Source organism: Streptomyces sp. NPDC111802 (assembly GCF_055634335.1).
On the sequence record NZ_JBVKCZ010000030.1, the window covers coordinates 1 to 26806 of the forward strand.

The window sequence follows — 26806 nt, forward strand, 5'->3', positions numbered from 1 at the left end:
CGGCTTCCTTGTGGACCTTGGTGACCAGCGGGCAGGTCGCGTCGATGGTGGCGAGCTTGCCGCGCGCGGCCTCGTCGTGGACGACGGGGGCGACGCCGTGCGCCGAGAACATGACGATGTTGCCCGGCGGTACCTCCTCCGTCCGCTCGACGAAGATGGCGCCCTTCTTCTCCAGGGTCTGCACGACGTACTTGTTGTGGACGATCTCGTGCCGGACGTACACCGGAGCGCCGTACTGCTCGAGGGCTTTCTCGACGGCGATCACGGCGCGGTCCACACCCGCGCAGTAGCCACGGGGGGCGGCGAGCAGGACACGGCGGCCAGGCGAAGCAGTCATGCGTCCCATCGTAAGGGTGCTTCCGGGGGCTCGAAGATCGCACGGGTGACGGGTTGGTGGCGAGACTGGCGGTGGGCTGTGAGGGGTGGGACCGGGGCGACGGGCGAGGCCAGGGGTTTCCTCGCTCCCGCCGAGCCCACGTCCGCTGGGCCGTGTTGTCGGTCGTGGCCGCTACGCTCGCGGCATGGCTGTCAACACGACCCCGGAGTCCCCTCTGCCCGTCGGTGAGGTGTCGCGGCTCATCGGGGGGTGGATCGACCGGCTCGGGGCGGTATGGGTCGAGGGGCAGATCACCCAGTTGTCGCGGCGGCCCGGCGCCGGGGTCGTGTTTCTGACGCTGCGGGATCCGTCGTACGACATCTCGGTGAGCGTGACCTGCTACCGGCAGGTGTTCGACGCCGTCTCCGACGTGGTGAGCGAGGGCGCCCGGGTCGTCGTACTGGCCAAACCGGAGTGGTACGCCCCGCGAGGCCAGCTCTCGCTGCGCGCCACCGAGATAAAGCCGGTCGGCGTCGGCGAACTCCTGGCACGGCTGGAGATGCTGAAGAAGTCCCTCGCCGCCGAGGGGCTCTTCGCGCCGGAGCGGAAGAAGGCGCTGCCCTTCCTGCCCCAGCTGATCGGGCTCGTCTGCGGACGGGCCTCGGCCGCCGAGCGGGACGTCCTTGAGAACGCCCGCCACCGCTGGCCCGCCGTCCGCTTCGAGGTGCGCAATGTCGCCGTGCAGGGTGTGCACGCCGTGCCGCAGGTGGTGCAGGCGGTCAAGGAGCTCGACGAGATGGACGACGTGGATGTGATCATCGTCGCCCGCGGCGGCGGCAGCGTGGAGGATCTGCTGCCCTTCTCCGACGAGCAGTTGGTGCGGGCCGTCGCCTCATGTCGTACGCCGGTCGTCTCCGCCATCGGGCACGAGCCCGACAACCCCCTCCTCGACCATGTCGCCGACCTGCGGGCCTCCACTCCGACCGACGCGGCCAAGAAGGTCGTACCGGACGTCGGGGAGGAGTACGAGCGCGTGAGACTGCTGCGCGACCGGGCCCGGCGGTGTGTCGAGGCGCTCGTCGAGCGGGAGGAGCGCGGGCTCGCCCATGCGCTCGCGCGGCCCTCGATAGAGGATCCGCACCGGATGATCGACGAGCGGGCCGACCAGGTGGCCTCCCTCCTCGACCGCGGCCGCCGCTGCCTGGGCCACCTCCTCGACCGCGCCGAGTCCGAGCTGACGCACACGCACGCGCGCGTGGTGGCCCTGTCCCCCGCGGCGACCCTGAAGCGGGGATACGCGGTGCTCCAGCGGGCCGACGGGCATGTGGTCCGGGATCCGGACGAGGTGACCGAGGACGAGGCGCTGCGGGCGCGGGTCGCCGAGGGTGAGTTCTCCGTACGAGTCGACGCACGAGCCGATGCATAGGGTGGGCGCATGACCAGCAAGGTGGAAGAGGCGCTCGGGTACGAGCAGGCCCGGGACGAGCTGATCGAGGTCGTACGGCGGCTGGAGGCGGGCGGTACGACGCTGGAGGAGTCCCTCGCGCTGTGGGAGCGCGGCGAGGAGCTGGCCAAGGTGTGCCGGCGCTGGCTCGACGGGGCGCGGGCGCGGCTGGACGCGGCCCTCGCGGAGGAGGCCGAGGCCGAGCAGGCGCTGGCCGAGCGCGAGGACGGCGGGGGCGAGTCGTAGGGCGGGCCGCTCCGTAGAAGTCTGGTGCGACTGTGAAGCGGATCACCACACCCTGGGTTTCGTTGAACCTTGAACTTGTCTCGCGTACGGTCGAGACCGTCAAGCGGTCCCCGGTCCGCTTACGCGCAACGACATAAACGACGTAAACGACGTATACGCACCCGTACACGCACCCGTACTTCTCGAGAAGGTTCACGCATGTCTCTCGTTCTTGACCCCGCCGCCCAGGACCTCCTCTTCCGCGAGGCCCGCACCGCGAACACGTTCACCGACGAGCCGGTCACCGAGGAGCAGGTCCAGGCGATCTACGACCTGGTCAAGTACGGCCCCACCGCCTTCAACCAGACCCCGCTGCGCATCACCCTGGTCCGCTCCGCCGAGGCCCGCGAGCGCCTGGTGCAGCACATGGCCGAGGGCAACCAGGCCAAGACGGCCAGCGCCCCGCTGGTCGCGATCCTCTCCGCGGACAACGAGTTCCACGAGGAGCTGCCGACCCTGTTCCCGGCGTTCCCGCAGGCCAAGGACGTCTTCTTCAGCGAGCGCGCGGCCCGCGAGCACGCCGCCGGGATGAACGCCGCCCTTCAGGCCGCGTACTTCATCGTCGGCGTCCGCGCCGCCGGGCTGGCCGCCGGCCCGATGACCGGCTTCGACTTCGAGGGCGTCCGCAAGGAGTTCCTGGACGACGACCACACCCCGCTGATGGTCGTCAACATCGGCAAGCCGGGCGCCGACGCCTGGTACCCGCGCTCCCCGCGCCTGGACTTCGACCAGGTCGTCACCACGGTCTGACCGGACCGGACCCGCGCACACGAAAGGCCCCCGGCGATCGGGGGCCTTCGTCGTCCGGGCAGGGTCACTGCGCCTTGAGCGCCTGCGCCATCTGCGTCAGCTGCGCGAAGGACCCCGTGCCCGCCACCACGGTCGTCGCGCCCTTCTCCTGGTGCACGAGCGCGTCGTAGCGGCCGCCCGTGTACCGCGTCCAGGTCCGGTCGCCGATCTTCTCCGTGACCTCGGTGGCCCGCCCGCCCTGAGTGGCCTTCTCCAGGAACGTCGCCGGCTTCTCGGCCGACTGCTCGACCTGCACGTACTCCCCGCCGGAGGTGTGGAAGCCGAGATGCCAGGCGTCGAAGTCGTCGCCCTTGAAGCGGACGGAGGTCGCCTTCCAGGAGTCGGACAGGCCCTCGGGCGCGGCCACCGGGTAGGACGCCGCGCGGCGGGCGGTGAGCAGCTCGACGCGGTAGTCGACCTTCGGCAGGTCGGGAGCGCCGTCCTCATGGGGAACGAAGAGATAGATGACTCCCGCCGCGAGCACGGTCACTCCGAGCGAGAGGACCATGTTGCGGACTGACTTCTGCTTAGCGTTCGAACCTGCCACGCCCCCTATCGTCGCAGGTGCCCTGCCTGCTCATCCGTGGGGCCCCCTGCTCATTCTGCGCGCCCGAGGATAGAGTCAGGGAGGTCACCCTCATCCGGCCGTCGTCGTATCAGAAAGGTGCGCTCCGATGACCGAGAATCATCATCATCTGCCGTCCGAGCTCGAAGTACCGAGCGAAGCCCCCGATCGCAACCTCGCCCTGGAGCTGGTCCGTGTGACCGAGGCCGCGGCGATGGCCGCGGGCCGCTGGGTCGGGCGCGGCGAGAAGAACGGCGCCGACGGCGCCGCGGTGCGCGCCATGCGGACCCTCGTCCACACCGTGTCGATGAACGGCGTCGTCGTCATCGGCGAAGGCGAGAAGGACGAAGCGCCGATGCTCTTCAACGGGGAGCGGGTCGGCGACGGAACCGGGGCCGAGGTCGACATCGCCGTCGACCCGATCGACGGGACCACGCTGACCGCGAAGGGCATGCCGAACGCGATCTCCGTGCTGGCCGCCGCCGACCGGGGCTCCATGTTCGACCCGTCCGCCGTGTTCTACATGGACAAGCTGGTCACCGGCCCCGAGGCCGCGGACTTCGTCGACATCGACGCGCCCGTGGCCGTGAACATCCGCAGGGTGGCCAAGGCGAAGCGGTCCACGCCCGAGGACGTCACCGTCGTCATCCTGGACCGGCCCCGGCACGAGGGCATCATCAAGGAGATCCGGGACGCCGGTGCGCGGATCAAGCTGATCTCCGACGGCGATGTCGCGGGGTCGATCTACGCGCTGCGTGAGGGCACCGGGGTCGACATGCTGCTCGGTATCGGCGGTACGCCGGAGGGGATCATCTCGGCCTGTGCCGTGAAGTGCCTCGGCGGGACCATCCAGGGCAAGCTGTGGCCGAAGGACGACGAGGAGCGGCAGCGGGCGATCGACGCCGGGCACGACCTGGACCGGGTGCTGCTGACCGATGACCTGGTCGCCGGGGAGAACGTGTTCTTCGTCGCCACGGGCATCACCGACGGTGAGCTGCTGCGGGGTGTGCGGTACCGGTCGGAGACCGCGACCACCGACTCGATCGTGATGCGGTCGAAGTCGGGGACGGTGCGGCGGATCGACTCGGAGCACCGGCTGAGCAAGCTGCGGGCGTACAGCGCGATTGATTTCGACCGCGCGAAGTAGTGAGTAGCGCCCAGGAGTTCGGGACTGCGGATCGTCGGCGGCCACCGGTTGTGTGTGGTTGATCGCGCAGTTCCCCGCGCCCCTTGGGTCGGCCCGCTCCCCTTGGCCGAAAAGGGCGCCCCCGGTGCGGAGGGGGCGCCCAATTTTTGTTGCTCAGCCTGCCTGCGCTATGCGGTTGGTCGCCCTCGCCGCCTTCTTCAGTTCCATGTCGCGGCGGCGGCGCCGGGCCAGCACCACTCGGCGTTCCGCCGCGGTGAGGCCGCCCCAGACGCCGTACGGCTCGGGTTGGAGGAGGGCGTGTTCGCGGCACTCGACCATGACGGGACAGCGGGCGCAGACCCGCTTGGCCGCCTCTTCACGGGAGAGGCGGGCCGCGGTCGGTTCCTTGGACGGGGCGAAGAACAGGCCGGCCTCGTCGCGGCGGCACACGGCCTCGGTGTGCCATGGGGCGTCTTGGTCCCTGTCTCGCACTGGCACCCGCTGGGCCGGAACGGCAGCTACCTGCAGGGACGAATGCGGCGGTTGCAGCACGGTCTACTCCTGACGACGGCTTCGCGAGCGAGAGACGATGCAGCAAGGTCTACCCGCTGTGCGCGCGCCTATGCAGCCAGTTCCGAAGCGCTGGATTTCGGGGGGTACTGCGCAGTGCTGTGCGGCCCTCCGAGGCCTTCGCGGGGCGGGCCGGAGGCGGTTGACTTCACAACCGTCAACGATCCAGATGCTTGCGCAAACTCTTGTCGACCTTGCGCTGAACACGATCGAGGATGTCCGCGACGACCTTGCCCCGCTTCGGCCTGCCCTCGATGTTGCCGAGCACGGCCCAGCCGTCGACATGGACGACCGGCGCCTGGGGGTCCTCGGCGTCGAGATGGTCCACCTCGAAATTGCCGAGCACACCGCCGCCGGTGCCGCGCAGCGAGACGTTCTCCGGGACGCGGACCTCGACGTTGCCGAAGACCGAGATCGCCCGGATCACCACCTGCTGGTACTCGAAGAGCGCCTCGCTGAGGTCAATCTCCACACTGCCGAAGATCGCGTACACATGGATACGGCGGCCCGCGCGCCAGCGGCCCCTGCGGACTGCGCTGCTGAACACCGCGACCACGTTGTCGTCGGGGTCGTCCGGGATCGCGCCGGGGGCCGGGCGGCTGGGGGCGGGGACATGCGGTGCGCGGCGCTGGTGCGCGGCCGGCAGGTCCCGTATGAACACATCCAGTTCACCGACCGTCTTCGCCGCCAAGGCACCCTCGACACGCTCGGCGTGCTCGTCGGCGGTGAGGCGGCCCTCGCCCAGGGCGTCGCGCAGGATGTCGGCGATCCGGTCGCGATCGGCGTCGGAGGCACGGAGTTCGGTGGCGGCAGCGGGTGCGGTGCGCTTCTGAAGGTCCACGGCAGCAGCGTACCCAAACACGATAGATCGCGATAGCCCCCTTTCCTCGCCCCACCCCCTTCCTCACGGCATCGAACTGAGCCTTACCTCACAAGCTCACTGTCAGCGGCAGGTTCTACGCTGGTGGGCGCTTGCCAATGGAGGCCGGCCGCGCTGTCTGTTTAGTGAGGAATGGGCGACATGCCTGAGTTCGCGTACACCGATCTGCTCCCCATGGGAGAGGACACCACCCCGTACCGGCTGGTGACCTCCGAAGGTGTCTCCACCTTCGAGGCCGACGGTCGGACGTTCCTCAAGGTGGAGCCCGAGGCGCTGCGCAAGCTGGCCGAGGAGGCCATCCACGACATCCAGCACTATCTGCGCCCGGCCCACCTGGCCCAGCTGCGCCGCATCATCGACGACCCCGAGGCGTCGAGCAACGACAAGTTCGTGGCGCTGGACCTGCTGAAGAACGCGAACATCGCGGCGGCGGGCGTGCTGCCGATGTGCCAGGACACCGGTACGGCGATCGTGATGGGCAAGCGCGGGCAGAACGTGCTGACCGAGGGCGGCGACGAGGAGGCCCTCTCGCGCGGCATCTACGACGCATATCTGAACCTCAACCTGCGCTACTCGCAGATGGCTCCGCTCACCATGTGGGAGGAGAAGAACACGGGGTCGAACCTGCCGGCGCAGATCGAGCTGTACGCCACCGACGGCGGCGCCTACAAGTTCCTGTTCATGGCGAAGGGCGGCGGCTCGGCCAACAAGTCCTTCCTCTACCAGGAGACCAAGGCCGTTCTGAACGAGGCCTCCATGATGAAGTTCCTGGAGGAGAAGATCCGTTCGCTGGGTACGGCCGCGTGCCCGCCGTACCACCTGGCGATCGTGGTGGGTGGTACGAGCGCCGAATACGCCCTCAAGACCGCGAAGTACGCCTCCGCGCACTACCTGGACGAGATCCCGGCCGAGGGCTCGCCGCTCGGGCACGGGTTCCGGGACAAGGAGCTGGAGGAGAAGGTCTTCGAGCTGACGCAGAAGATCGGGATCGGGGCGCAGTTCGGCGGCAAGTACTTCTGCCACGACGTGCGGGTGGTGCGGCTGCCGCGGCACGGTGCGTCGTGCCCGGTGGCCATCGCCGTGTCCTGCTCGGCCGACCGTCAGGCCGTCGCGAAGATCACCGCCGAGGGTGTGTTCCTGGAGCAGCTGGAGACGGACCCGGCGCGGTTCCTGCCGGAGACCACGGACGAGCACCTCGAGGGCGACGGTGACGTGGTCAAGATCGACCTCAACCAGCCGATGGATGCGATCCTCGCCGAGCTGACCAAGTACCCGGTGAAGACCCGTCTGTCCCTCACCGGTCCGCTGGTCGTGGCTCGTGACATCGCGCACGCCAAGATCAAGGAGCGGCTGGACGCGGGTGAGGAGATGCCGCAGTACCTGAAGGACCACCCGGTGTACTACGCGGGTCCGGCGAAGACGCCGGAGGGTTATGCGTCCGGCTCCTTCGGGCCGACGACGGCCGGTCGTATGGACTCCTATGTCGAGCAGTTCCAGGCGGCGGGCGGGTCCAAGGTCATGCTGGCGAAGGGGAACCGCAGCAAGCAGGTGACGGACGCGTGTGATGCGCACGGCGGTTTCTACCTCGGCTCGATCGGTGGGCCCGCCGCCCGTCTCGCCCAGGACTGCATCAAGAAGGTCGAGGTCGTCGAGTACGAGGAGCTCGGCATGGAGGCCGTCTGGAAGATCGAGGTCGAGGACTTCCCGGCGTTCATCGTGGTGGACGACAAGGGCAACGACTTCTTCCAGGACCCGGCGCCGCAGCCGACGTTCACGTCGATTCCGGTACGGGGGCCTGGGCTGGCGTAGGGCCTGCGGTGCGGTGGGGCCTGCGGTGCGGTGGGGCCTGCGGTGCGGTGGGGACGGGTTCTCGCCCCCGCCGCCCCTACCCGTCCCATCCTCCAGGGGCGCTGCCCCTTCGACCCCGGGTGCTTTCTGGGGGCTGCCGCCCCCAGACCCCCGCTGTCGGCCCTGAACGGGCCTCGTCCTCAAACGCCGGACGGGCTGGAATGCCTCGACCCGCGGCCGAATAGCGAAGCCCCGGCCGGGTGGGCGGGGGCCAGGGACGGCACAGACTCAGCCTCAAACACCGGACCGGCTGAAATCCCTCCACCGGCGCCAAGAAGCGAAGCCCCAGCCGAGGCGGCCGTGAGGGCCTGTGCCGGTGTTGAACGGTGTCTCGCGCCACGGACGGGGCAATGGGAGGAACAACCTCGTCGTCCGCCACGCTTACCCAGGCATGAGCGACTACCGCATCGAGCACGACTCCATGGGCGAAGTACGCGTCCCCGCCGACGCCAAGTGGCGGGCCCAGACCCAGCGTGCCGTCGAGAACTTCCCCATCTCCGGGCAGCGCATCGAGCGGGCCCACATCGAGGCCCTCGCCCGGATCAAGGGTGCCGCCGCCAAGGTGAACGCGCGGCTCGGGGTGCTCGACAAGGAGATCGCCGAGGCGATTCAGGAGGCGGCCGGTGAGGTCGCCGAGGGGCGGTGGGACGAGCACTTCCCCGTCGACGTGTTCCAGACCGGGTCCGGGACCTCGTCCAACATGAACACCAACGAGGTCATCGCCACCCTCGCGAGCGAGCGGCTCGGGCGGGACGTCCACCCCAATGATCATGTCAACGCGTCCCAGTCGTCCAACGACGTCTTTCCCTCCTCCATCCACATCGCCGCGACCGCCGCCGTCACCCGTGACCTCGTCCCGGCGCTGGAGCACCTCGCCTCGTCGCTGGAGCGCAAGGCCGAGGAGTTCGCCGATGTCGTGAAGTCGGGGCGGACCCACCTCATGGACGCCACACCCGTGACGCTGGGGCAGGAGTTCGGCGGATACGCCGCCCAGGTGCGGTACGGAGTCGAGCGGCTCCAGGCGTCCCTGCCCCGGCTCGCCGAACTCCCCCTGGGCGGTACCGCCGTGGGCACCGGCATCAACACCCCTCCCGGCTTCTCCGCCGCCGTCATCGAGGAGGTGGCCCGGTCCACCGGGCTCCCGCTCACCGAGGCGCGGGACCACTTCGAGGCGCAGGGCGCCCGGGACGGGATCGTCGAGACCAGTGGGCAGCTCAGGACGATCGCGGTCGGGCTGACCAAGATCGCCAACGATCTGCGGTGGATGTCCTCCGGGCCGCGCACCGGGCTCGCCGAGATCAGCCTCCCCGACCTCCAGCCCGGCTCCTCGATCATGCCCGGCAAGGTCAACCCGGTCATTCCGGAAGCCGTGCTCATGGTCGCCGCGCAGGTCGTCGGCAACGACGCCACCGTGGCCACCGCCGGGGCCGCCGGCAACTTCGAGCTGAACGTGATGCTCCCGGTCATCGCGAAGAACGTCCTGGAGTCGATCCGGCTGCTCGCCAACGCCTCCCGGCTGCTCGCCGACCGCACCGTCGACGGCATCGTCGCGCACCGCGAACGGGCCCTGGAGTACGCCGAGTCGTCGCCGTCCGTGGTCACGCCGCTCAACAAGCACATCGGGTACGAGGAGGCCGCCAAGGTCGCCAAGAAGGCCCTAGCCGAGCGGAAGACGATTCGCCAAGTCGTCCTGGAAGGCGGGTACGTGGAGCGCGGCGACCTCACGATCGAGCAGCTGGACGAGGCGCTCGACGTCCTGCGGATGACGCGGCCGTAACCGATGATCACGGCTGCGTGAACCGTGACGGGCGCCGCAGCGTCGTATGCCTGTGGCACCTAATATCTGTACATGGCAGACGGTGGAGCGATGACGACGGACGTGGAAGCGGGCGGACGCGGGTCGGCGGGCCTCTGGGCGCCCGGGGCGCAGATCCTGTGGCGGTACCGGGAGAACGGCGGCCGTCGCTTCCACATCGCGCGTCCGGTCACCGTCGTACGCGATGACGCCGAGCTTCTCGCCGTATGGCTCGCGCCGGGGACCGAGTGCGTCAAGCCGGTGCTCGCCGACGGGACGTCCGTGCACGAGGAACCCCTGAGGACGCGGTACACCAAGCCGCGTTCCGTCCAGCGCGACCGGTGGTTCGGGACCGGGGTGCTCAAGCTCGCGCGGCCCGGTGAGCCGTGGTCGGTGTGGCTGTTCTGGGAGCCCGGATGGCGCTTCAAGAACTGGTACGTGAATCTTGAGGAGCCGCTGGCCCGTTGGTCGGGCGGGGTCGACTCCGAGGACCACTTCCTCGACATCTCCGTGCACCCGGACCGCAGTTGGCACTGGCGGGACGAGGACGAGTTCGCGCAGGCCCAGCAGGACGGGCTGGTGGACGACCGGCTGGCCGCGCGGGTGCGTGAAGCGGGGCACGAGGCGGTGGAGGTGATCCGCGCCTGGGGGCCGCCGTTCACCGACGGCTGGCAGAACTGGCGCCCGGATCCCTCCTGGGCTGTACCTTCTTTGCCTGAGGACTGGGATCGCACGCCCGCGCACATGTCCTCATGAGACCCTTGATGCGCCCCCGGGCAACAAACGTAGGATCGTCCTCCGCAAGGGCGCGCAAGGGCAACTACCGGAGTGCGTGCCGGGCTTGACCGATCGTCACCGAGGGGCGGCAGGACGTGAGCGAGGGTTACCAGGGCAATGCCGGGACGGGCAGACGCTCCACCGGCGGCACAGGAACTGCCTCTGGCCACGCGGAAAATCCGTTCCTGGGGCATGTATTCCGGGTATCGGAGTTTCGGCGGGACGAACTGCACGCGTGGCGCGCAGCCCCGGACGGATGGATTCGAAAGGCGTGACGGAGCAGCCGACCTCCTTCGAACGCCCCGAGACGGGCGTGGACCCCGCGGAGCCCCGCGGGGCGCTCGTGCGTACCTCGACACCCTCGACAGCGCACTCCACGCCGCCGCACGCCGCTGGCGGCGGAGCCGGAGGCGCCGCCGCCTTACCGGCGCAGGCGCGCACCGGAGAGACCCCTTCCACGCCGGGCACCACCGCACCGTCCGGCCCGAGCAAGGAGCCCTCAGTCATCGCCGGCAACGGCCCCGAGCACTCGCAGCCCTCCGTCGCCGCCGAGCCCGACAGCCACCGGCCGCGCCCCGCCCCGGAGGCCATCCCGCCGCAGCCCGGCACCGAGCAGCCGCCGGCCTCCGCCGAGCGGCGCACCGGACAGGGCCTGCAGCCCGGCCGGCCCACGCCCATGCGGCGGGACGGTGACCGGCTGCGCTTCGTGGGCGCAGCCACCCGGCGGATCGCCCGCGGCATCGACCTGGACGAGATCGTGATGGGGCTGTGCCGGGCGACCGTGCCGACCTTCTCCGACGCGATCCTCGTCTATCTGCGCGATCCGCTGCCGGTCGGCGACGAGCGGCCCACCGGCCCGGTCGTGCTGCGGCTGCGCCGTACCGACCGGATCCCGGAGGAGCGGGACACCGAGGGCGGCTTCCTGCCCGCGGGGGCACAGCAGCCGGAGCCGTCCGAGCTGTCCGAACTGTCCGCCCTCACCGCCGAACTGTGCGAGGTGCGGCCCGGCGGCGCGCTCGCCGAGGTGCTGCGCGGCGTACGTCCCGTCTTCGCCGACGCGCCTGCGGCCCGCGCCGCCCTGCCGGAACTGCTCGGCGACGACGGCGAGTTGATCATCCCGGACGGGCAGCGCGCGATCCTCGCCCCGTTGCGCGGCCGCCGCCGGGTCATCGGCGCCGCGGTGTTCCTGCGCCGCCCGGAGCGCCTCGCCTTCGAGCCCGACGACCTCCTGGTCGCCGCCCAGCTCGCCACGCACAGCGCGCTCGGCATCGACAAGGCGGTGCTGTACGGCCGTGAGGCGTACATCGCCGACGAGCTCCAGCGCACCATGCTCCCGGAGACCCTCCCCCGCCCGACCGGCGTGCGGCTGGCCTCCCGCTACCTCCCGGCGGCCGAGACGGCCCGGGTGGGCGGCGACTGGTACGACGCGATCCCGCTGCCCGGCAGCCGCGTGGCGCTGGTCGTCGGTGACGTCATGGGCCACTCCATGACCTCGGCCGCGATCATGGGCCAGCTGCGGACGACGGCCCAGACCCTCGCCGGTCTCGACCTGCCCCCGCAGGAGGTCCTGCACCACCTCGACGAACAGGCCCAGCGCCTGGGCACGGACCGCATGGCGACCTGTCTCTACGCGGTCTACGACCCGGTCTCGCACCGCATCACCATCGCCAACGCCGGCCACCCGCCGCCCGTTCTGCTGCACCTGGGCGGCCGGGCCGAGGTGCTCCGTGTGCCCGCGGGCGCACCCATCGGTGTCGGCGGCGTCGACTTCGAGGCCGTGGAACTGGACGCACCCGCCGGGGCGACCCTGCTCCTGTACACCGACGGCCTGGTCGAGTCCCGTCTGCGCGACGTATGGACCGGTATAGAGCAGCTGCGCGAGAAGCTCGCCGCGACCGCGCAGCTCACCGGCCCCGACCACCCGCCGCCCCTCGAAGCCCTGTGCGACGAGGTCCTCGACATGCTCGGCCCCGGCGACCGCGACGACGACATCGCCCTGCTCGCCGCCCGCTTCGACGGCATCGCACCGAGCGATGTGGCGTACTGGTTCCTGGAGCCGGAGGACGCGGCACCCGGCCGTGCCCGGCGCCTGGCCCGGCGCGCCCTGGCCCGCTGGGGCCTGGAGGAACTCACCGACTCGGTCGAGCTGCTGGTCAGCGAGGTCGTGACGAACGCCGTGCGGTACGCCTCGCGGCCGGTGACGCTACGACTGCTGCGAACGGATGTGCTGCGCTGCGAGGTGGGCGACGACGTGCCGCAGCTGCCGCGACTGCGGCAGGCTCGGGCGACGGATGAGGGTGGGCGAGGGCTCTACCTGGTCAATCGGCTGGCCCGGCGATGGGGGGCCACTCGGTTGAGCACCGGGAAAGTCGTCTGGTTCGAGTTGAATCGGAGCTGAGCGCCGAGCGGAGCCGCAGATCAAACACGGCCCCGCGCCCCTGAAGGGACGCTGACGCAACGGACCTGCCCTACTGGTCGTTTCCGGGTCTCACCGGATCCAGGGTGATGTCGTCCGTCGGCGTGGATGTCGGCTCGTCCGTCGGTTCCTCCGTCGTGGGCTCCTCCGTTGGCTCCTCCGTCGTCGGCTCCTCCGTGGGCTCCTCCGTCGTCGGCTCCTCCGTCGGCTCCTCCGTCGTCGGCTCCTCCGTCGGCTCCTTCGTCGTCGGCTCCTCGGTCGGTGTCGGGGTCCACGTCGGCTGGACCGCCGCGCCCTGGTCGGTGTCGAGGTCGAACTTGGCGTCCGTGGCCGTCACTCCGAACATGTAGTCCGCCCAGATCTGCGCCGGGAAGCCACCGCCGTTGACGCGTTCGAAGCCGCCGGCGCCGTACATCTTGGTCTGCGCGTGGGTCTTCTCGTCCTCGCCGAACAGGCCCACCGAGGTGACCAGGTCGGGCGTGTAGCCGGTGAACCAGGCCGACTTGTTGTCGTCGGAGGTACCGGTCTTGCCGGCGACCTTCTGGCCGTCGCGCTTGGGGTTGTTCGCCACGGACGTGCGCGCCGTACCGTCGTCGACCACGCCCGTCAGCACCGAGGTCACCGTGTCGGCGGCCTGGGGGCTGATGACCTGCTCGCCGACCGGGTCGGGGATGTCGACCGTACGGCTGTTGTGCTCGGCCTTCTTGAGGATGCCGGGTGTGACCTTCTTGCCGTGGTTGTCGAGGGTGGCGTACACCCCGGCCATCTGGAGCGGGCTCGCGCCCATGGTGCCCAGGGTCTGCGCGGGTACGGCCTGCTCCTTGGCGGTGTCCATGCCGAGCTTGCCGGCCACGTCCATGACGTTCGGCATGCCGACGTCGACGCCCATCTGCGCGAAGACGGAGTTAACAGACTTGTTCATCGCCGTCTGGACGGTGATGTCGCCGTAGTCCTGGTCGTCCTCGTTCTCCGGGGCGAAGCCGACCTTGTTGCCGTTCGCGTCCACGACCGGTCGCTTGCTCGTGCCGTCGTAGATCGTGTTCGCGGTGATCGGCTTGCCGGACCGGGTCTCGGCGCTCTCCTCCAGGGCGGCGGCCAGGATCACCGGCTTGAACGTGGAGGCGGGCTGGTAGTCGGTGCGGGTCGCGTTGCTCGTGTAGTGCTTGAAGTAGTCCACGCCGCCGTACAGGGCGACGATCTTCCCCGTCTTGGGATCGACGGAGACCGCGCCGGCCTGGACGTTCGCGTCGACCTTGCGCTTCTTCTTGTCCAGCTTGCTGGTCAGCTGCGCCTTGACGGACTTCTCCAGCTCGGTCTGCTTCTTCTTGTCGATGTTCAGGGTGATGGTCCAGCCCTGGTCCTCGACCGCGGCCTCGGCCTGGGAGCGGGTGATGCCCTGCTCCTTCATCAGCTGGTCCTCCAGCTGACGGTTGGCGAGCTCGATCAGATAGCCCTTCTGGCCCTCCCGGCCGGCGGTGGGCTTGGGCTCCTTCGGCTCCGGGAGCTTCGTCATGCCCTGCCGCTCGGCCTGGTCCAGCCAGCCCTCCTCGACCATGTTGTCCAGGACGTAGTTCCAGCGGTTGGTGACCAGCCGCTTGCCCGTCTCGGAGGCGGCATGCCAGTCGTACTGGCTCGGTGCCTGGAGCAGCGCGGCGAGATAGGCGCCCTGCGCGACGGAGAGTTTGTCGGCGTCCTTGCGGTAGTAGGCCTGGGCGGCGGCCTGGATGCCGTAGGCGCCGCGGCCGTAGTAGCTGGTGTTGATGTAGCCGGCGAGGATGTCGTCCTTGGACATCTGGCGGTCGACCTTCAGGGAGATGACCATCTCCTTGAGCTTGCGGCTGACCGTCTGCTCCTGGCTGAGGTAGTAGTTCTTGACGTACTGCTGGGTGATCGTCGAGCCGCCCTGCGCGCCCTTGCCCATCAGGGTGTTGAGCACGCCGCGGGCGGTGCCCTTCAGGTCGATGCCGTGGTCGTCGTAGAACGTCTTGTTCTCGGCGGCGACAAAGGTGTACTGGACCTTCTTGGGCACCTTGGACAGGTCGACGATCTCGCGGTTGACCTCGCCGTCGCGGGCCAGGGGCGAGCCGTCGCTGTACTTGTAGACGTTGCTCTGACGCTGGGCGGCCTGGGCCGCGGCGTTGTCCTTGGGCACGTCCACCGCGAGGTAGAGCGCGATGAAGGCGCCGATGGCGAGCAGGCAGAAGCCGAGGAACGTGCCGAGGATCTTCTTCCAGGTGAACAGCCGGCGTATGCGGCCCTTGCCGCTGCCGCCCTTGCTCCCGCCCTTGGCCGCCCGGCGGGCCGCGGCCCGGCCGCCGACGGCGGTCGACGGTGCGCCTATGACGGTGGTCGACTCGCCGGCCCCCGTGTTCGACGGCGTCCCGGACGAACGCCGGGGCGCCGCGCGGCGGCCACCGCGCTGCCGTGCTCGTCTCTCTTCCGCTCGTCCCATGGGTCCGTTCCGCTCCGCTTCGCTCTTGTGTGTGCCGCTGCCACACAGGTTCGCCGCTCAGGTCAGCTCAGAAAGCTAACACCGGAAGATGTGACAAAGGCCGGTCGATCCGGTCTTTTGGGGACGTGACAATCAGCACCCGTCCCACCGGAACCGACGACTCAGCGGTGCATAGGGTTGCTCGGTCAGGGTAATGTGTTATCACTTAGATAGATCGAAGCTAGTGGGGGCCCGCTACGGCTTCACAAGAAAACGGGGGATATCACCCATGTCGAACGACAACACCGGCGACAAGGCCGACACCGCATCCGCCGCCGCAGACGTACCGGAGATGCCCGCGCCACGCGTACGGGAGTTCACGGCGCACAGCATCGGCGGCGGGCTCGCCCTGCTGCTGGGGCTGGTCGGGCTGCTCCTCGGCGCGGGACTGATCGCCGCATCCGGCACGGTCTCCGGGGCCGGCGGCAAGGCGGCACTGATCATCATCGGCATCCTGGTCGCCATCGCCGCGGTCCTGGCCATGTGCGGCCTGAACATGGTCGCGCCGGGCGAGGCGCGGGTCGTCCAGCTCTTCGGGCGGTACCGGGGGACGATCCGGGAGGACGGGCTGCGCTGGGTGAACCCCTTCACCTCCCGTACGAAGATCTCGACCCGGGTCCGCAACCACGAGACGGCCGTGCTCAAGGTCAACGACGCCTACGGCAACCCGATCGAGCTCGCCGCGGTCGTGGTGTGGAGGGTCGAGGACACCGCGCAGGCGTCCTTCGAGGTGGACAACTACCTGGAGTTCGTGGCCACGCAGACCGAAGCGGCGGTGCGGCACATCGCCATCGAGTACCCGTACGACGCCCATGACGAGAGCGGCCTGTCGCTGCGCGGGAACGCCGAGGAGATCACCGAGAAGCTCGCCTTCGAACTGCACGCGCGCGTGGAGGCGGCCGGGGTGCAGATCATCGAGTCGCGCTTCACGCATCTCGCGTACGCTCCCGAGATCGCCTCCGCGATGCTCCAGCGCCAGCAGGCCGGGGCGGTCGTCGCGGCCCGGCGGCAGATAGTCGACGGGGCCGTGGGCATGGTCGAGGCCGCGCTCGCGCGGATCTCCGAGCGGGACATCGTGGAGCTGGACGAGGAGCGGAAGGCGGCGATGGTGTCGAACCTGATGGTGGTGCTGTGCGGTGACCGGGCCCCGCAGCCGGTCCTCAACACGGGGACGCTCTACCAGTGACGGTTCCCTCCGGGGGCTCAGCCCCGCAAGGTCGGCCGCAGCGCAAGCAGGTGCTGCTGCGGCTCGACCCGGCCGTGTACGAGGCGCTCGCGCGGTGGGCGGGCGACGAGCTGCGCTCGGCCAACGCCCAGATCGAGTTCCTGCTGCGGCGGGCCCTCGCCGAGGCGGGCCGGCTGCCGGGCGAGGCCAGGCCGATTCCGCGCCGCGGCCGCCCTCCCGTGAATCCACCCGAGTCCCAGTAGCGGAACGGACATCAGAACCGGCATCAACCCGGCATCAGAACCCAGTAGCAGAACCGTGACAATCGGCCCTCACCTGGGCCGGCGTACCCACCGCCATGATCTACACACTCGACGTATACATGCCGCGTATACACCCCGTGTAGAGTCTTGGCATGTCCATTGGTCACACCCTTCTAGGGCTGCTGGAATCAGGCCCCCGCCACGGCTACGACCTGAAGCGGGCCTTCGACGAGAAGTTCGGTCACGACCGGCCGCTGCACTACGGCCAGGTCTACTCGACGATGTCGCGGCTGCTGAAGAACGGCCTCGTCGAAGTCGACGGGATCGAGCCCGGCGGCGGGCCCGAGCGGAAGCGGTACGCGATCACCGACGCCGGTATCACCGACGTACAGAGGTGGCTCGCCACACCCGAGAAGCCGGAGCCGTACCTCCAGTCGACCCTGTACACCAAGGTCGTCCTCGCGCTGCTCACCCGGCGCAACGCCGCCGACATCCTCGACACCCAGCGTGCCGAGCACCTGCGGATGATGCGGATACTCACCGACCGGAAGCGGAAGGGGGACCTGGCCGACCAGCTCATCTGCGACCACGCCCTCTTCCACCTCGAGGCCGACCTGCGCTGGCTGGAACTGACCGCCGCGCGCCTCGACAAGCTGGCCGAGGTGGTGGCCAAGTGACTCCGCCTCCCGGTTCCCTGCTCGCGGCCGAGGACCTGCGCAAGGCCTACGGCCCGACCCTCGCCCTCGACGGCGCCGAGTTCTCCATCCACCCCGGCGAGGTCGTCGCCGTCATGGGGCCGTCCGGCTCCGGCAAGTCGACCCTGCTGCACTGTCTCGCCGGCATCGTGCCGCCCGACTCGGGCTCCATCACCTACAACGGGCACGAGCTGGCCACCATGAGCGACGCCCGGCGCAGCGCCCTGCGGCGCTCCGAGTTCGGGTTCGTCTTCCAGTTCGGGCAGCTCGTGCCGGAGCTCACCTGCGTCGAGAACGTCGCCCTTCCGCTGCGGCTGAACGGCACCTCGCGCAAGGAGGCCGAGAAAGCCGCCCTGTCCTGGATGGAGCGGCTGGAGGTCGACGACCTGCGCAGGAAGCGGCCCGGCGAGGTCTCCGGCGGTCAGGGACAGCGCGTCGCCGTCGCCCGTGCGCTGGTCACCAACCCGCGCGTGCTGTTCGCCGACGAGCCGACCGGCGCGCTCGACTCCCTCAACGGCGAGCGCGTCATGGAGTTGCTGACGGACGCCGCCCGCTCCACCAACGCCGCCGTCGTCCTGGTCACGCACGAGGCGCGGGTGGCCGCCTACTCCGACCGCGAGATCGTCGTACGGGACGGCAAGTCCCGGGACATGGAGCGCGTCGTATGAAGGGGCGGGGGCAGTGGGCCGGGGATCTGGCCATGGGGGTGCGGTTCGCCTTCGCCGGCGGACGTGAGGGCTGGGTCCGGGCCCTGCTGACGGCCGTCGGGGTCGGCCTCGGAGTGGCGTTGCTGCTGCTGACGACCGCGGTCCCGAGCGCGCTGTCCGAGCGCGATCACCGCAGCAGCGCCCGGGACGACTTCACGTACAGCGGGGAGGTGCTGCCGAAGTCGGACGACACGCTGGTCATCGCCCGTACCGACACCGTCTTCCGCAGCGAGGACGTACGCGGCCGGCTGCTGGAGCCCGAGGGGGCGCGTGCGCCGCTGCCGCCGGGCGTCGAGAAGTTCCCCGCGAAGGGCGAGATGGTCGTCTCGCCCGCACTGGACCGGCTGCTCAAGTCAGACTCGGGCAAGCTGCTGCGCGACCGCGTCCCCTACCGGGTCACCGGCACCATCGCCCAGGCCGGGCTCATCGGGCCCGGTGAACTCGCCTACTACGCGGGCGCCTCCGGCCTGGCGGACCAGCTGTCCGGCGGCACCGTCGAGCGCATCGACTACTTCGGCCCCTCCGCCGGCAACGGCGAGGACCCGCTGGACCCGGTGCTGCTTCTGCTCGTCCTGATCGTCTTCATCGTCCTGCTGCTGCCGGTCGCGGTGTTCATCGCGGCGGCCGTGCGCTTCGGCGGCGAGCGCCGGGACCGTCGGCTCGCGGCGCTCCGGCTGGTCGGCGCGGACGGGCGGATGGCGCGCCGGATCGCGGGCGGCGAGGCGCTCGCCGGGGCGCTGCTCGGGCTCGTCTTCGGCACCGGCTTCTTCCTGGCGGGTCGTCAGCTGGCGGCCCTGCTGGAGGTGCGGGACGTCAGCGTGTTCCCCAGCGACCTCAACCCGTCGCCGGCGCTCGCGGTGCTGGTCGCCGTGGCGGTACCGGCCGCGGCGGTCCTGGTGACGCTGTTCGCGCTGCGCGGGGTCGTCATCGAGCCGCTCGGCGTGGTCCGTACGGCGAAGCCCCCGCGCCGCCGACTGTGGTGGCGGCTGCTGCTGCCGCTGGGTGGCCTCGCCCTGCTGTACCCGATGGTGGGACAGGGCAACACCAACGGGGACTTCAACCAGTGGATGGTGATCGGCGGCACCGTGCTGCTGCTGGTCGGCATCACGGCGCTGCTGCCGTGGATCGTCGAGGCCGTGGTGGCCCGGCTGAACTCCGGCTCGGTCTCCTGGCAACTGGCCGTCCGCAGGCTCCAGTTGAGCAGCGGCACGGCCGCCCGCATGGTCAACGGCATCGCCGTCGCGGTGGCCGGGGCGATCGCGTTGCAGATGCTCTTCTCCGGGGTCGAGGGCGACTACACCAAGCCCACGGGCGACGACCTGAACCGGGCCCAGATGGAGGTCTCCGTGCACGGCGACGTCCCGCTGGCCGAGGTCGGCCGGCAGCTGGGGCAGACCAAGGGCGTACGCCATGCGTCGGCCCTCTCCCTGGGTTCGGCCGGGGACCGGGCGAAGGAACCGGACAAGTCGGTGGAAGTGGCCGTCGGCAGCTGCGCCGAGCTGCGCGAGGTGGCGCGCCTCGCCTCGTGCCGCGACGGCGACGTCTTCCAGATCCTCGGCGGCGAGTACGACAGCGACACGAAGAAGCTCACCGAGCCGGGCGGCACCCTGTACTTCGACCCGGGATATCCCGGGACGACGAGCCACACGGTGGCCTGGAAGGTGCCCTCCGGCATCGAGACGGCGGAGCAGCGCGCGGACCCGACCGGCTACGAGCGCAGTGGCCTGCTGTTCACCCGGGGTGCGCTGCCCGAGGGCGCGAAGGCCGGCCTGAGCCAGCAGGTGTACCTCTCGCTGGACCTGTCGGAGCCGGACGCCGCCGACTACGCGCGCAACACCGCCGCCCGGCTCGACCCCGTGTCGGACGTGTACACCCTGACGGCGACCACGCGCTCGCTGCAGTTCCAGTCCATCCGCACCGGGCTGTTCGTCGGCGCGACCTGCGTGCTGCTGCTGATCGGCGCGAGCCTGCTGGTCTCCCAGCTGGAGCAGTTGCGCGAACGCAAGAAGCTGCTGTCGTCGCTGGTCGCCTTCGGCACCCGGCGCCGCACGCTGAGTCTGTCGGTGCTGTGGCAGACGGCGATCCCGATCGCGCTGGGTCTGCTGCTGGCGTCGGTGGTGGGACTGACGCTGGGCGCGGTGCTGCTGAGGATGGTCGACGCGTCGGTGCGCGTGGACTGGGCGAGCGTGCTGTCGATGACGGGCATCGGCGCCGCGGTCGTGCTCGCGGTGACGCTGCTCAGCCTGCCGCCGCTGCTGCGCCTGATGCGCCCGGACGGCCTGCGCACGGAGTGACGTTCACTCCTCGCCGAGCATCACCCGTACGGGCAGCGGCCGCAGCGCCTCCCGCAACGCGGCCGCCAGCTCCTCGTACTCCGCTCCCCGCGCCGCCCCCGTCCGCATGGCGAGGGCGACGCGGCGGGTGGGGGCCGGGTCCGCGAAGTAGCCGGTGAGGAGCTGGCTGCTGCGGGTCGTCTCCAGTTTGAGGGCGGTCCGCGGCAGCAGCGTGCAGCCCAGGCCGCCCGCGACGAGCTGCACGAGCGTGGACAGACCGGCGGCCGTGGTGGTCACCGGCGCGTCTGCGCGACCGGCCTCCCGGCAGATGTCGAGGGCCTGGTCGCGCAGGCAATGACCCTCGTCGAGCAGCAGCAGGTTCAGCTCCTTGAGCGCCTCGCGGGGGATGCCCTCGCGGCCGCCGAGCCAGTGGTCGAGCGGGGTGACGAGCACGAAGTCCTCGTCGAAGAGCGGGAGTTCGCTGACACCGGGCACCCCGAGCGGGACCGCGAGCAGCAGCAGGTCCAGGCGGCCCGTGGTGAGGCCGTCGACCAGGCTCGCGGTCTGCTCCTCGTGCACCTGGAGGTCGAGGTGCGGATACCGGTCGTGGGTGAGCCGCAGGACGGTGGGCAGGAGGTAGGGCGCGACGGTGGGGATGACACCGAGGCGCAGGGCACCGGTGAACGGGGCCCGGACCGCCTCGGCTTCCTCCATCAGCGCCCCGACCTCCGCCAGCACGGCCTTCGCCCGTACGGCCAGACGCTCGCCGGCGGGCGAGAGCAGCACCTTGCGGGTGGTGCGCTCCAGCAGCGTCACTCCGAGTGACTCCTCCAGGGCGGAGACGGCACCGGACAGGGCGGGCTGGCTCATGCCGATCGCGGCGGCCGCGTCCCGGAAGTGGAGGTGCTCGGCGACGGCCGCGAAAGCCCGCAGCTGGGCGAGGCTGGGCTGTCTCCTCTTACCTACGGTCACTGATAGATCCCTCCGATCAACCTGACCGAGTGTAGCTATTTCCCGTATCAATGCAGCCTGTGCCAGGATCGGTAAGGTCCAACCCATGGGAGACACCTGTACCGAACAGGTGTCTCTTCGCTGCAAGGAGAGCGTGTGCTCACTGTCGGTGACAAGTTCCCCGAGTTCGAACTGACCGCCTGCGTCTCGCTGGAGAAGGGCAAGGAGTTCGAGACGATCGACCACAAGACCTACGAGGGCAAGTGGAAGATCGTCTTCGCCTGGCCGAAGGACTTCACCTTCGTCTGCCCGACCGAGATCGCGGCCTTCGGCAAGCTGAACGAGGAGTTCGCCGACCGCGACGCCCAGGTCCTCGGCTTCTCCGGTGACTCGGAGTTCGTCCACCACGCCTGGCGCAAGGACCACGACGACCTGCGTGACCTGCCGTTCCCGATGATGGCCGACTCCAAGCACGAGCTGATGCGCGATCTGGGCATCGAGGGCGAGGACGGCTTCGCCAAGCGTGCCGTCTTCATCGTCGACCAGAACAACGAGATCCAGTTCTCCATGGTGACCGCCGGCTCCGTCGGCCGTAACCCCAAGGAGGTCCTGCGGGTGCTGGACGCCCTCCAGACGGACGAGCTGTGCCCGTGCAACTGGACCAAGGGCGAGGACACCCTGGACCCGGTCAAGCTGCTTGCCGGAGAGTGAGTGACATGTCCCTCGACTCCCTGAAGTCCCGCCTGCCGGACTACGCCAAGGACCTGAAGCTCAACCTCGGCTCGGTCATCGGCAATTCGGACCTCCCGGCGCAGCAGCTCTGGGGCACGGTGCTCGCGACGGCCATCGCCGCGCGCTCCCCGATCGTGCTGCGCGAGCTGGCGCCGGAGGCGAAGGCGAACCTCTCGCCGGAGGCGTACAACGCGGCGAAGTCCGCGGCCGCCGTGATGGCGATGAACAACGTCTTCTACCGGACCCGCCATCTGCTGTCCGACCACGAGTACGGCAGCCTGCGCGCGGGGCTGCGGATGAACGTCATCGGCAACCCCGGTGTCGACAAGGTCGACTTCGAGCTGTGGTCGTTCGCGGTGTCCGCCATCAACGGCTGCGGCATGTGCCTCGACTCGCACGAGCAGGTGCTGCGCAAGGCCGGCGTGGACCGGGAGACGGTCCAGGAGGCGTTCAAGATCGCGTCGGTGATCCAGGCCGTGGGCTCCACCTTGGAAGCCGAGGCTGTGCTGGCCGACGTCGAGTAGGCGCCGTCGTTGTGTGGACCCCGCTCACCCTTCGTGGGCGGGGTCCAGTGCGTTGGGGCCGCTGTCCCTGGGTGCTGCGCCCTCAGACGCCCGACGGGCCGGTTGTTTCCGACCGGCACTCGTCGGCACCGTCTGCTGCGAGTACGCCCGCAGATACCCCACGATCGTGTTCGTGACCGCCACCAGCGGCACCGCCACCACCGCGCCGCCGATCCCCGCCACCATGCCGCCCGCAGCCACCGACAGCACGACCGCCAGCGGATGGACGCGGACCGCGCGGCCCAGGATGAACGGCTGGAGGATGTGGCCCTCGATCTGCTGGACGGCGAGGACGACGATGAGCGTCATGACCGCGGTGAAGACGCCCTGGGTCACCAGGGCCACCACCACCGCGAGCGCGCCGGAGGCCACCGCGCCGACCAGGGGGATGAAGGAGAACAGGAAGATGAAGACGGCCAGCGGCACGGCCATGGGGACATCGAGGAAGTAGATGCCGATGCCGATGAAGACGGCGTCGATCAGTGCGACCACCACCGTGCCGCGCACATACGCCGTCAGCGTCGCCCAGGCCCGCGGCCCGGCGCCCGCCACGCCCGGACGGGCCGCGGCCGGGACCAGCTTGAGGGTCCACTGCCAGATCCGCTTGCCGTCGTAGAGCAGGAACAACGTCGAGAAGGCCGCCAGCAGAATGCCGGTGAGCGTCTCGACGATGACCGTGACGCCTTCGAGGCCGGCCGAGGTGATCTCGTCGGTGTTGGCGCCGACCGCGTCCCGGAGGCTCTCGGCGATCTCGTTGATCTGCTTGTCGGTGACGTGGAAGGGGCTGTTGAGCAGCCAGTTGCGCAGCTCGTCGATGCCGTCCTGGATCTGGTCGGAGAGGTTGTCGATGTTCTCCATGACCTGCCAGGTCACGAACCAGCCCAGCAGTCCGATGACGACGAACCCGAGGATCGCGGTCAGCGCGGTGGCCGGTCCGCGCGGCACGCCCCGCCGGGTCAGCCACGCCACCGAGGGCTGCATCAGCGCGGTCAGGAGCAGGGCGATGACGAAGGCCAGCACGACCAGTTGGACGGCGCTGATGACCCGCATCAGCACCCAGAGGGTGCCGGCCAGCACCAGCAGCCGCCAGCCGGCCTCCGCCGCGACCCGTACACCCCACGGCACGACATGTGCGGGGTCGGGGCGGGGCGAAGGGGCCGCGGGCGCGTAGTCGGGGGGCCGCGGGACGTGGTCCACGGGCGGCGGTGGGGTGTCGGCGCGTTCGGGCGTGGGCTCGACGTCGGTGACCGTGGCGGCGTCGGACCGCCGCTCCGGCTCGTACTCCACGCTCTCCCGCTCCACCGCGGCGCGGCGCTCGTCCAACCGCTCGCTCATCTCGGTCAGCCCGGCACCGAGCCGACCGAGCCACCCTGGCACTCGCGACATGATCCGTCCTCTTCCCCCGCCTGTTCCCACCACTCCCCCCGGAGTCGTTCCGTCCGACCGTACATGGCCCCGCCCGGAGAAGCGCGAAAGCCCCTCACCGAAGGACGGTGAGGGGCTCTGCAAGGTTGAGCGCGGGCTCAGTACCAGTTGTTGGCCTGCCAGAAGCTCCAGGCGCCGCAGGGGCTGTCGTAGCGCTCGTTCATGTAGTTCAGGCCCCACTTGATCTGGGTGGCCGGGTTCGTCTGCCAGTCCGAGCCGACGGACGACATCTTGGAACCGGGCAGGGCCTGGAAAAGTCCGTAGGCGCCCGACGAGGCGTTGACCGCCTGGTAGTTCCAGCTGGACTCGTGGTCCACGATGTTGCTGAAGCACTGGAACTGGTCGCTCGGCACCATCGAACGCGCCATCGCCTGGATCTGCGCGACGGTGTACGAGCTCTGGACGGGGAAGTCGGCGGAGGAGGACCGGGAGGCCTTCGCCTCGGCCTCTTCACGCTCCTTGGCTTCCTGCGCCGCCTTCTCGGCCTTCTCGGCGGCTTCCTTCTTCTCGATCGCGGTCTGGGCGGCAGCCTTGCGGGCGGCCTCCTCAGCGTCCTTCTTGGCGCTCGCGTCCGCGGCAATGGCCTGGACATCGGCCTGCGTCGACAGGGACTCGGTCTGCACCTGGGCCTGCTGGCCCGCGGGTATGTCCGCGAGGAGCGTCGAATCGGCTGCCGTCGCCTCGGCGTCGTTGTTCTGCGCGGTGCTGCCCGAGGCCACGCCGACGACGCTTCCGACAGCGGTGACCGCGGTGGCAGAGGCCACTGCGAATCCCCTGACCGAAATCGGACTCACACGGTTTCCTTCCAGCATCGTCCGCTTCGGTGACCCTGGCGGACGCAATCGTGCCCCTGGCGCTGGCCTCCCAACTGCGGGGTCACGGGAGGCACGGACCCGATGGGCAACTCCTCCGCGAGGAGCACCGCGTGATGACTCGGGCGGCATACGACGGCGCTATGCAGTTGGTTGTGGTGCTGCTGTGGTTCCGTACCGCTGGGGGTACAGGTGTGTCGTATGCGGGGCCTGACAGGATGGAGACTCTGCCGCACCCGGATGCCGCAAGGCAATTCTGTGTTGCGTGTGAAAGCTCACACCTCGTTTGTGCCAGGGGTTTTAAGGAAAGCCGCACACGCCAAGGCGCCGCCCGGATAGGCTCACTGCCTTTCCGAACGGCGCCAACCAACGAGTAGCTACCGCAAGTTGAGCACTTGGGTCAGATCTGCCCGTCCTCCAGCATTTCGGTCACAAGGGCCGCGATCTGGGACCTCTCGGACCGCGTCAGCGTGACATGGGCGAAGAGCGGATGTCCCTTCAGCTTCTCCACGACGGCGACGACACCGTCGTAGCGCCCGACCCGCAGATTGTCCCGCTGGGCCACATCATGGGTCAGAACGACCCTTGAATTCGCGCCGATTCGGGACAGAACGGTCAGCAGGACATTCCGTTCCAGCGACTGCGCCTCGTCCACGATCACGAACGCGTCGTGCAGCGAGCGTCCGCGGATATGGGTGAGGGGCAGCACCTCCAGCATGCCGCGTGCGGTGACCTCTTCGATGACCTCGCGGCTGGTGACCGCGGACAGCGTGTCGAAAACCGCCTGCGCCCAGGGGCTCATCTTCTCGGCCTCGGTGCCGGGCAGATAGCCGAGCTCCTGCCCGCCCACCGCGTACAGCGGCCGGAAGACCATCACCTTCTGGTGCTGACGGCGCTCCAGCACCGCCTCCAGACCCGCGCACAGCGCCAGTGCCGACTTGCCGGTGCCGGCCCGGCCGCCCATGGACACGATCCCGATGTCCGGGTCGAGCAGCAGGTCGAGGGCGATCCGCTGCTCGGCGCTGCGGCCCTTGATGCCGAAGACCTCCCGATCGCCGCGCACCACCCGGACGTTGCCCTCGGGTGTGATCCGGCCCAGCGCCTTGCCGCGCTCGGAGTGGATCGTCAGTCCGGTGTGCACCGGCATGTCGGCGGCCTCGGGGACGTAGACGTGGCCCTCCTCGAAGAGGATGTCCACCTGTTCGCCCGGCAGGGTCAGTTCGGACATTCCGGTCCAGCCGGAGGAGTCCGTGATGGCGAGCTCGGCGCGGTACTCCTCGGCGAGGAGACCGACCGACGAGGCCTTGATCCTGAGCGGCAGGTCCTTCGAGACGACAGTGACGTCGAACCCCTCGGCCTGCAGATTGCGGGCGACCGCGAGGATGCGGGAGTCGTTGTCCCCCAGGCGGTAGCCGGTGGGCAACACGCTGGGGTCCGAGTGGTTGAGCTCGACACGGACGGTCCCGCCGAGATCCCCGATCGGAATCGGGGCGTCGAGACGGCCATGCTTCACCCGGAACTCGTCGAGCAGGCGCAGCGCCTGCCGGGCGAAGTAGCCGAGTTCGGGATGGTGCCGCTTGGCCTCCAGTTCCGTCACCACGACGACGGGGAGCACGACCTCGTGTTCGTCGAAGCGGTTCAGAGCGTTCGGGTCGGCCAGCAGGACGCTGGTGTCGAGAACGTAGGTGCGCCGGTCTGGCTTGTGGCGCTTTGTGCTGGTCACCACGGAAGGACGTACCCCCTCGGATGAGGTCGGGGAGCGACGGAGTGGGGCTGGACCGGTCGTCGGCCGCTGTGCACGGGCCGAAAACCGGCCCCCCGCGTCTTCTTCCGTGCCGTGACCGCACGGTGGGGCTGGTGCAAAGGGCCTCCCGGGCGGACGGCTCCGGCGCCGCCCGCTGAGATACGACACCCGTGG

At 69.8% G+C, this 26806-nt stretch carries 23 protein-coding genes and 1 pseudogene; 15 read left to right on the top strand and 9 right to left on the bottom strand.

Translation table 11 applies throughout. The features are described from left to right. Positions 1-346 (bottom strand): annotated as a pseudogene (locus ACZ7NC_RS29220) (4-hydroxy-3-methylbut-2-enyl diphosphate reductase); the annotation flags it as partial. A 175-nt stretch (positions 347-521) separates the two neighbouring features. Between ACZ7NC_RS29220 and xseA the strand changes: the two are divergent. The 3 genes from xseA (at position 522) to ACZ7NC_RS29235 (ending at position 2795) form a co-directional block, all read left to right on the top strand. Continuing rightward, positions 522-1742 carry an exodeoxyribonuclease VII large subunit gene (gene xseA / locus ACZ7NC_RS29225; protein ID WP_471492478.1) on the top strand — a complete coding sequence of 407 codons (1221 nt, stop codon included), beginning with the start codon at positions 522-524 and terminating at the stop codon, positions 1740-1742. Positions 1743-1751: 9 nt separating this feature from the next. Beyond that, positions 1752-2006, top strand: a complete 255-nt coding sequence (locus tag ACZ7NC_RS29230) for an exodeoxyribonuclease VII small subunit (RefSeq protein WP_471492479.1) — start codon at positions 1752-1754, stop codon at positions 2004-2006. Positions 2007-2204: 198 nt separating this feature from the next. After that, a complete protein-coding gene (locus ACZ7NC_RS29235; protein ID WP_471492480.1) occupies positions 2205-2795 on the top strand; it encodes a malonic semialdehyde reductase in 591 nt (196 codons plus the stop codon). A gap of 64 nt (positions 2796-2859) precedes the next feature. Here the strand turns inward: ACZ7NC_RS29235 and ACZ7NC_RS29240 are convergent, their stop codons facing one another. Continuing rightward, positions 2860-3381, bottom strand: a complete 522-nt coding sequence (locus ACZ7NC_RS29240; RefSeq protein WP_471492481.1) for a DUF4245 domain-containing protein — start codon at positions 3379-3381, stop codon at positions 2860-2862. A 127-nt stretch (positions 3382-3508) separates the two neighbouring features. Here ACZ7NC_RS29240 and glpX point away from each other — a divergent pair, with 127 nt between their 5' ends. Beyond that, positions 3509-4546 (top strand): class II fructose-bisphosphatase, encoded by a 1038-nt coding sequence (glpX, locus tag ACZ7NC_RS29245; RefSeq protein ID WP_471492482.1) that lies wholly within the window; start codon positions 3509-3511, stop codon positions 4544-4546. Positions 4547-4699: 153 nt separating this feature from the next. On the opposite strand, the gene ACZ7NC_RS29250 is transcribed toward glpX, so the two are convergent. Together ACZ7NC_RS29250 and ACZ7NC_RS29255 are read right to left on the bottom strand one after the other, a co-directional pair. Continuing rightward, the gene (locus ACZ7NC_RS29250) at positions 4700-5077 is read right to left on the bottom strand and encodes a WhiB family transcriptional regulator (protein WP_147993479.1); all 378 of its coding nucleotides are present in this window, start codon (positions 5075-5077) and stop codon (positions 4700-4702) included. Between the two features lie 175 nt (positions 5078-5252). Then, complete coding sequence (locus tag ACZ7NC_RS29255; protein ID WP_471492483.1) at positions 5253-5936, bottom strand: DUF1707 SHOCT-like domain-containing protein; 684 nt, start codon at positions 5934-5936, stop codon at positions 5253-5255. Between the two features lie 180 nt (positions 5937-6116). Here ACZ7NC_RS29255 and ACZ7NC_RS29260 point away from each other — a divergent pair, with 180 nt between their 5' ends. The 4 genes from ACZ7NC_RS29260 to ACZ7NC_RS29275 all read left to right on the top strand — a co-directional run bounded on the left by ACZ7NC_RS29260 (position 6117) and on the right by ACZ7NC_RS29275 (position 12793). Further along, positions 6117-7784 (top strand): fumarate hydratase, encoded by a 1668-nt coding sequence (locus ACZ7NC_RS29260; RefSeq protein WP_471492484.1) that lies wholly within the window; start codon positions 6117-6119, stop codon positions 7782-7784. A gap of 430 nt (positions 7785-8214) precedes the next feature. Beyond that, positions 8215-9600 (top strand): class II fumarate hydratase, encoded by a 1386-nt coding sequence (locus tag ACZ7NC_RS29265; RefSeq protein ID WP_471492485.1) that lies wholly within the window; start codon positions 8215-8217, stop codon positions 9598-9600. Positions 9601-9672: 72 nt separating this feature from the next. After that, entirely contained in the window at positions 9673-10374 is a 702-nt protein-coding gene (gene fomD, locus ACZ7NC_RS29270) for a cytidylyl-2-hydroxypropylphosphonate hydrolase (RefSeq protein ID WP_471492486.1), read from the top strand. A 277-nt stretch (positions 10375-10651) separates the two neighbouring features. Then, positions 10652-12793 (top strand): SpoIIE family protein phosphatase, encoded by a 2142-nt coding sequence (locus ACZ7NC_RS29275; RefSeq protein ID WP_471492487.1) that lies wholly within the window; start codon positions 10652-10654, stop codon positions 12791-12793. Between the two features lie 70 nt (positions 12794-12863). Here ACZ7NC_RS29275 and ACZ7NC_RS29280 read toward each other — a convergent pair whose 3' ends face one another. Beyond that, positions 12864-15263 (bottom strand): transglycosylase domain-containing protein, encoded by a 2400-nt coding sequence (locus ACZ7NC_RS29280; protein ID WP_471492488.1) that lies wholly within the window; start codon positions 15261-15263, stop codon positions 12864-12866. 268 nt (positions 15264-15531) lie between these two features. Between ACZ7NC_RS29280 and ACZ7NC_RS29285 the strand changes: the two genes are divergently transcribed. From ACZ7NC_RS29285 to ACZ7NC_RS29305, 5 genes are all read left to right on the top strand, one after another. Beyond that, on the top strand, positions 15532-16488 hold the full coding sequence (locus ACZ7NC_RS29285) for an SPFH domain-containing protein (RefSeq protein ID WP_471492489.1): 957 nt from the start codon (positions 15532-15534) through the stop codon (positions 16486-16488). After that, a complete protein-coding gene (locus ACZ7NC_RS29290; RefSeq protein WP_471492490.1) occupies positions 16485-16730 on the top strand; it encodes a type II toxin-antitoxin system antitoxin in 246 nt (81 codons plus the stop codon). The genes ACZ7NC_RS29285 and ACZ7NC_RS29290 overlap by 4 nt, the downstream gene beginning before the upstream one ends. A 152-nt stretch (positions 16731-16882) precedes the next feature. Continuing rightward, a complete protein-coding gene (locus ACZ7NC_RS29295; RefSeq protein ID WP_031483740.1) occupies positions 16883-17407 on the top strand; it encodes a PadR family transcriptional regulator in 525 nt (174 codons plus the stop codon). Continuing rightward, positions 17404-18093, top strand: a complete 690-nt coding sequence (locus ACZ7NC_RS29300) for an ABC transporter ATP-binding protein (RefSeq protein WP_471492491.1) — start codon at positions 17404-17406, stop codon at positions 18091-18093. Before ACZ7NC_RS29295 ends, ACZ7NC_RS29300 begins: the two co-directional genes overlap by 4 nt. Further along, positions 18090-20426 (top strand): ABC transporter permease, encoded by a 2337-nt coding sequence (locus ACZ7NC_RS29305; protein ID WP_471492492.1) that lies wholly within the window; start codon positions 18090-18092, stop codon positions 20424-20426. Before ACZ7NC_RS29300 ends, ACZ7NC_RS29305 begins: the two co-directional genes overlap by 4 nt. Positions 20427-20429: 3 nt before the next feature. Here the strand turns inward: ACZ7NC_RS29305 and ACZ7NC_RS29310 are convergent, their stop codons facing one another. Then, positions 20430-21377: a LysR substrate-binding domain-containing protein gene (locus ACZ7NC_RS29310; RefSeq protein WP_471492493.1), complete on the bottom strand. Its 948-nt coding sequence runs from the start codon at positions 21375-21377 to the stop codon at positions 20430-20432. Between the two features lie 135 nt (positions 21378-21512). On the opposite strand from ACZ7NC_RS29310, the gene ACZ7NC_RS29315 reads away from it, so the two are divergent. Both ACZ7NC_RS29315 and ACZ7NC_RS29320 read left to right on the top strand, forming a co-directional pair. Then, positions 21513-22067 (top strand): peroxiredoxin, encoded by a 555-nt coding sequence (locus ACZ7NC_RS29315; protein ID WP_403459832.1) that lies wholly within the window; start codon positions 21513-21515, stop codon positions 22065-22067. Between the two features lie 5 nt (positions 22068-22072). After that, positions 22073-22612, top strand: a complete 540-nt coding sequence (locus ACZ7NC_RS29320) for an alkyl hydroperoxide reductase (protein ID WP_471492494.1) — start codon at positions 22073-22075, stop codon at positions 22610-22612. A gap of 24 nt (positions 22613-22636) precedes the next feature. Here ACZ7NC_RS29320 and ACZ7NC_RS29325 read toward each other — a convergent pair whose 3' ends face one another. The 3 genes from ACZ7NC_RS29325 to ACZ7NC_RS29335 form a co-directional block, all read right to left on the bottom strand. Next, complete coding sequence (locus ACZ7NC_RS29325; RefSeq protein WP_471492495.1) at positions 22637-24037, bottom strand: AI-2E family transporter; 1401 nt, start codon at positions 24035-24037, stop codon at positions 22637-22639. A gap of 137 nt (positions 24038-24174) precedes the next feature. Continuing rightward, positions 24175-24888 (bottom strand): aggregation-promoting factor C-terminal-like domain-containing protein, encoded by a 714-nt coding sequence (locus tag ACZ7NC_RS29330; RefSeq protein WP_471492496.1) that lies wholly within the window; start codon positions 24886-24888, stop codon positions 24175-24177. 400 nt (positions 24889-25288) lie between these two features. After that, positions 25289-26614, bottom strand: coding sequence for a PhoH family protein (locus ACZ7NC_RS29335; protein WP_471492497.1), 1326 nt, complete (start codon positions 26612-26614; stop codon positions 25289-25291). Positions 26615-26806 lie beyond the last annotated feature (192 nt).

Excerpts from the sequence above, each read along its gene's own strand:
- xseA (WP_471492478.1), top strand. The coding sequence starts at position 522 with ATGGCTGTCAACACGACCCCGGAGTCCCCTCTGCCCGTCGGTGAGGTG.
- ACZ7NC_RS29230 (WP_471492479.1), top strand. The coding sequence starts at position 1,752 with ATGACCAGCAAGGTGGAAGAGGCGCTCGGGTACGAGCAGGCCCGGGAC.
- ACZ7NC_RS29235 (WP_471492480.1), top strand. The coding sequence starts at position 2,205 with ATGTCTCTCGTTCTTGACCCCGCCGCCCAGGACCTCCTCTTCCGCGAG.
- glpX (WP_471492482.1), top strand. The coding sequence starts at position 3,509 with ATGACCGAGAATCATCATCATCTGCCGTCCGAGCTCGAAGTACCGAGC.
- ACZ7NC_RS29260 (WP_471492484.1), top strand. The coding sequence starts at position 6,117 with ATGCCTGAGTTCGCGTACACCGATCTGCTCCCCATGGGAGAGGACACC.
- ACZ7NC_RS29265 (WP_471492485.1), top strand. The coding sequence starts at position 8,215 with ATGAGCGACTACCGCATCGAGCACGACTCCATGGGCGAAGTACGCGTC.
- fomD (WP_471492486.1), top strand. The coding sequence starts at position 9,673 with ATGGCAGACGGTGGAGCGATGACGACGGACGTGGAAGCGGGCGGACGC.
- ACZ7NC_RS29275 (WP_471492487.1), top strand. The coding sequence starts at position 10,652 with ATGGATTCGAAAGGCGTGACGGAGCAGCCGACCTCCTTCGAACGCCCC.
- ACZ7NC_RS29280 (WP_471492488.1), bottom strand. The coding sequence starts at position 15,263 with ATGGGACGAGCGGAAGAGAGACGAGCACGGCAGCGCGGTGGCCGCCGC.
- ACZ7NC_RS29285 (WP_471492489.1), top strand. The coding sequence starts at position 15,532 with ATGTCGAACGACAACACCGGCGACAAGGCCGACACCGCATCCGCCGCC.
- ACZ7NC_RS29295 (WP_031483740.1), top strand. The coding sequence starts at position 16,883 with ATGTCCATTGGTCACACCCTTCTAGGGCTGCTGGAATCAGGCCCCCGC.
- ACZ7NC_RS29305 (WP_471492492.1), top strand. The coding sequence starts at position 18,090 with ATGAAGGGGCGGGGGCAGTGGGCCGGGGATCTGGCCATGGGGGTGCGG.
- ACZ7NC_RS29320 (WP_471492494.1), top strand. The coding sequence starts at position 22,073 with ATGTCCCTCGACTCCCTGAAGTCCCGCCTGCCGGACTACGCCAAGGAC.
- ACZ7NC_RS29325 (WP_471492495.1), bottom strand. The coding sequence starts at position 24,037 with ATGTCGCGAGTGCCAGGGTGGCTCGGTCGGCTCGGTGCCGGGCTGACC.
- ACZ7NC_RS29330 (WP_471492496.1), bottom strand. The coding sequence starts at position 24,888 with ATGCTGGAAGGAAACCGTGTGAGTCCGATTTCGGTCAGGGGATTCGCA.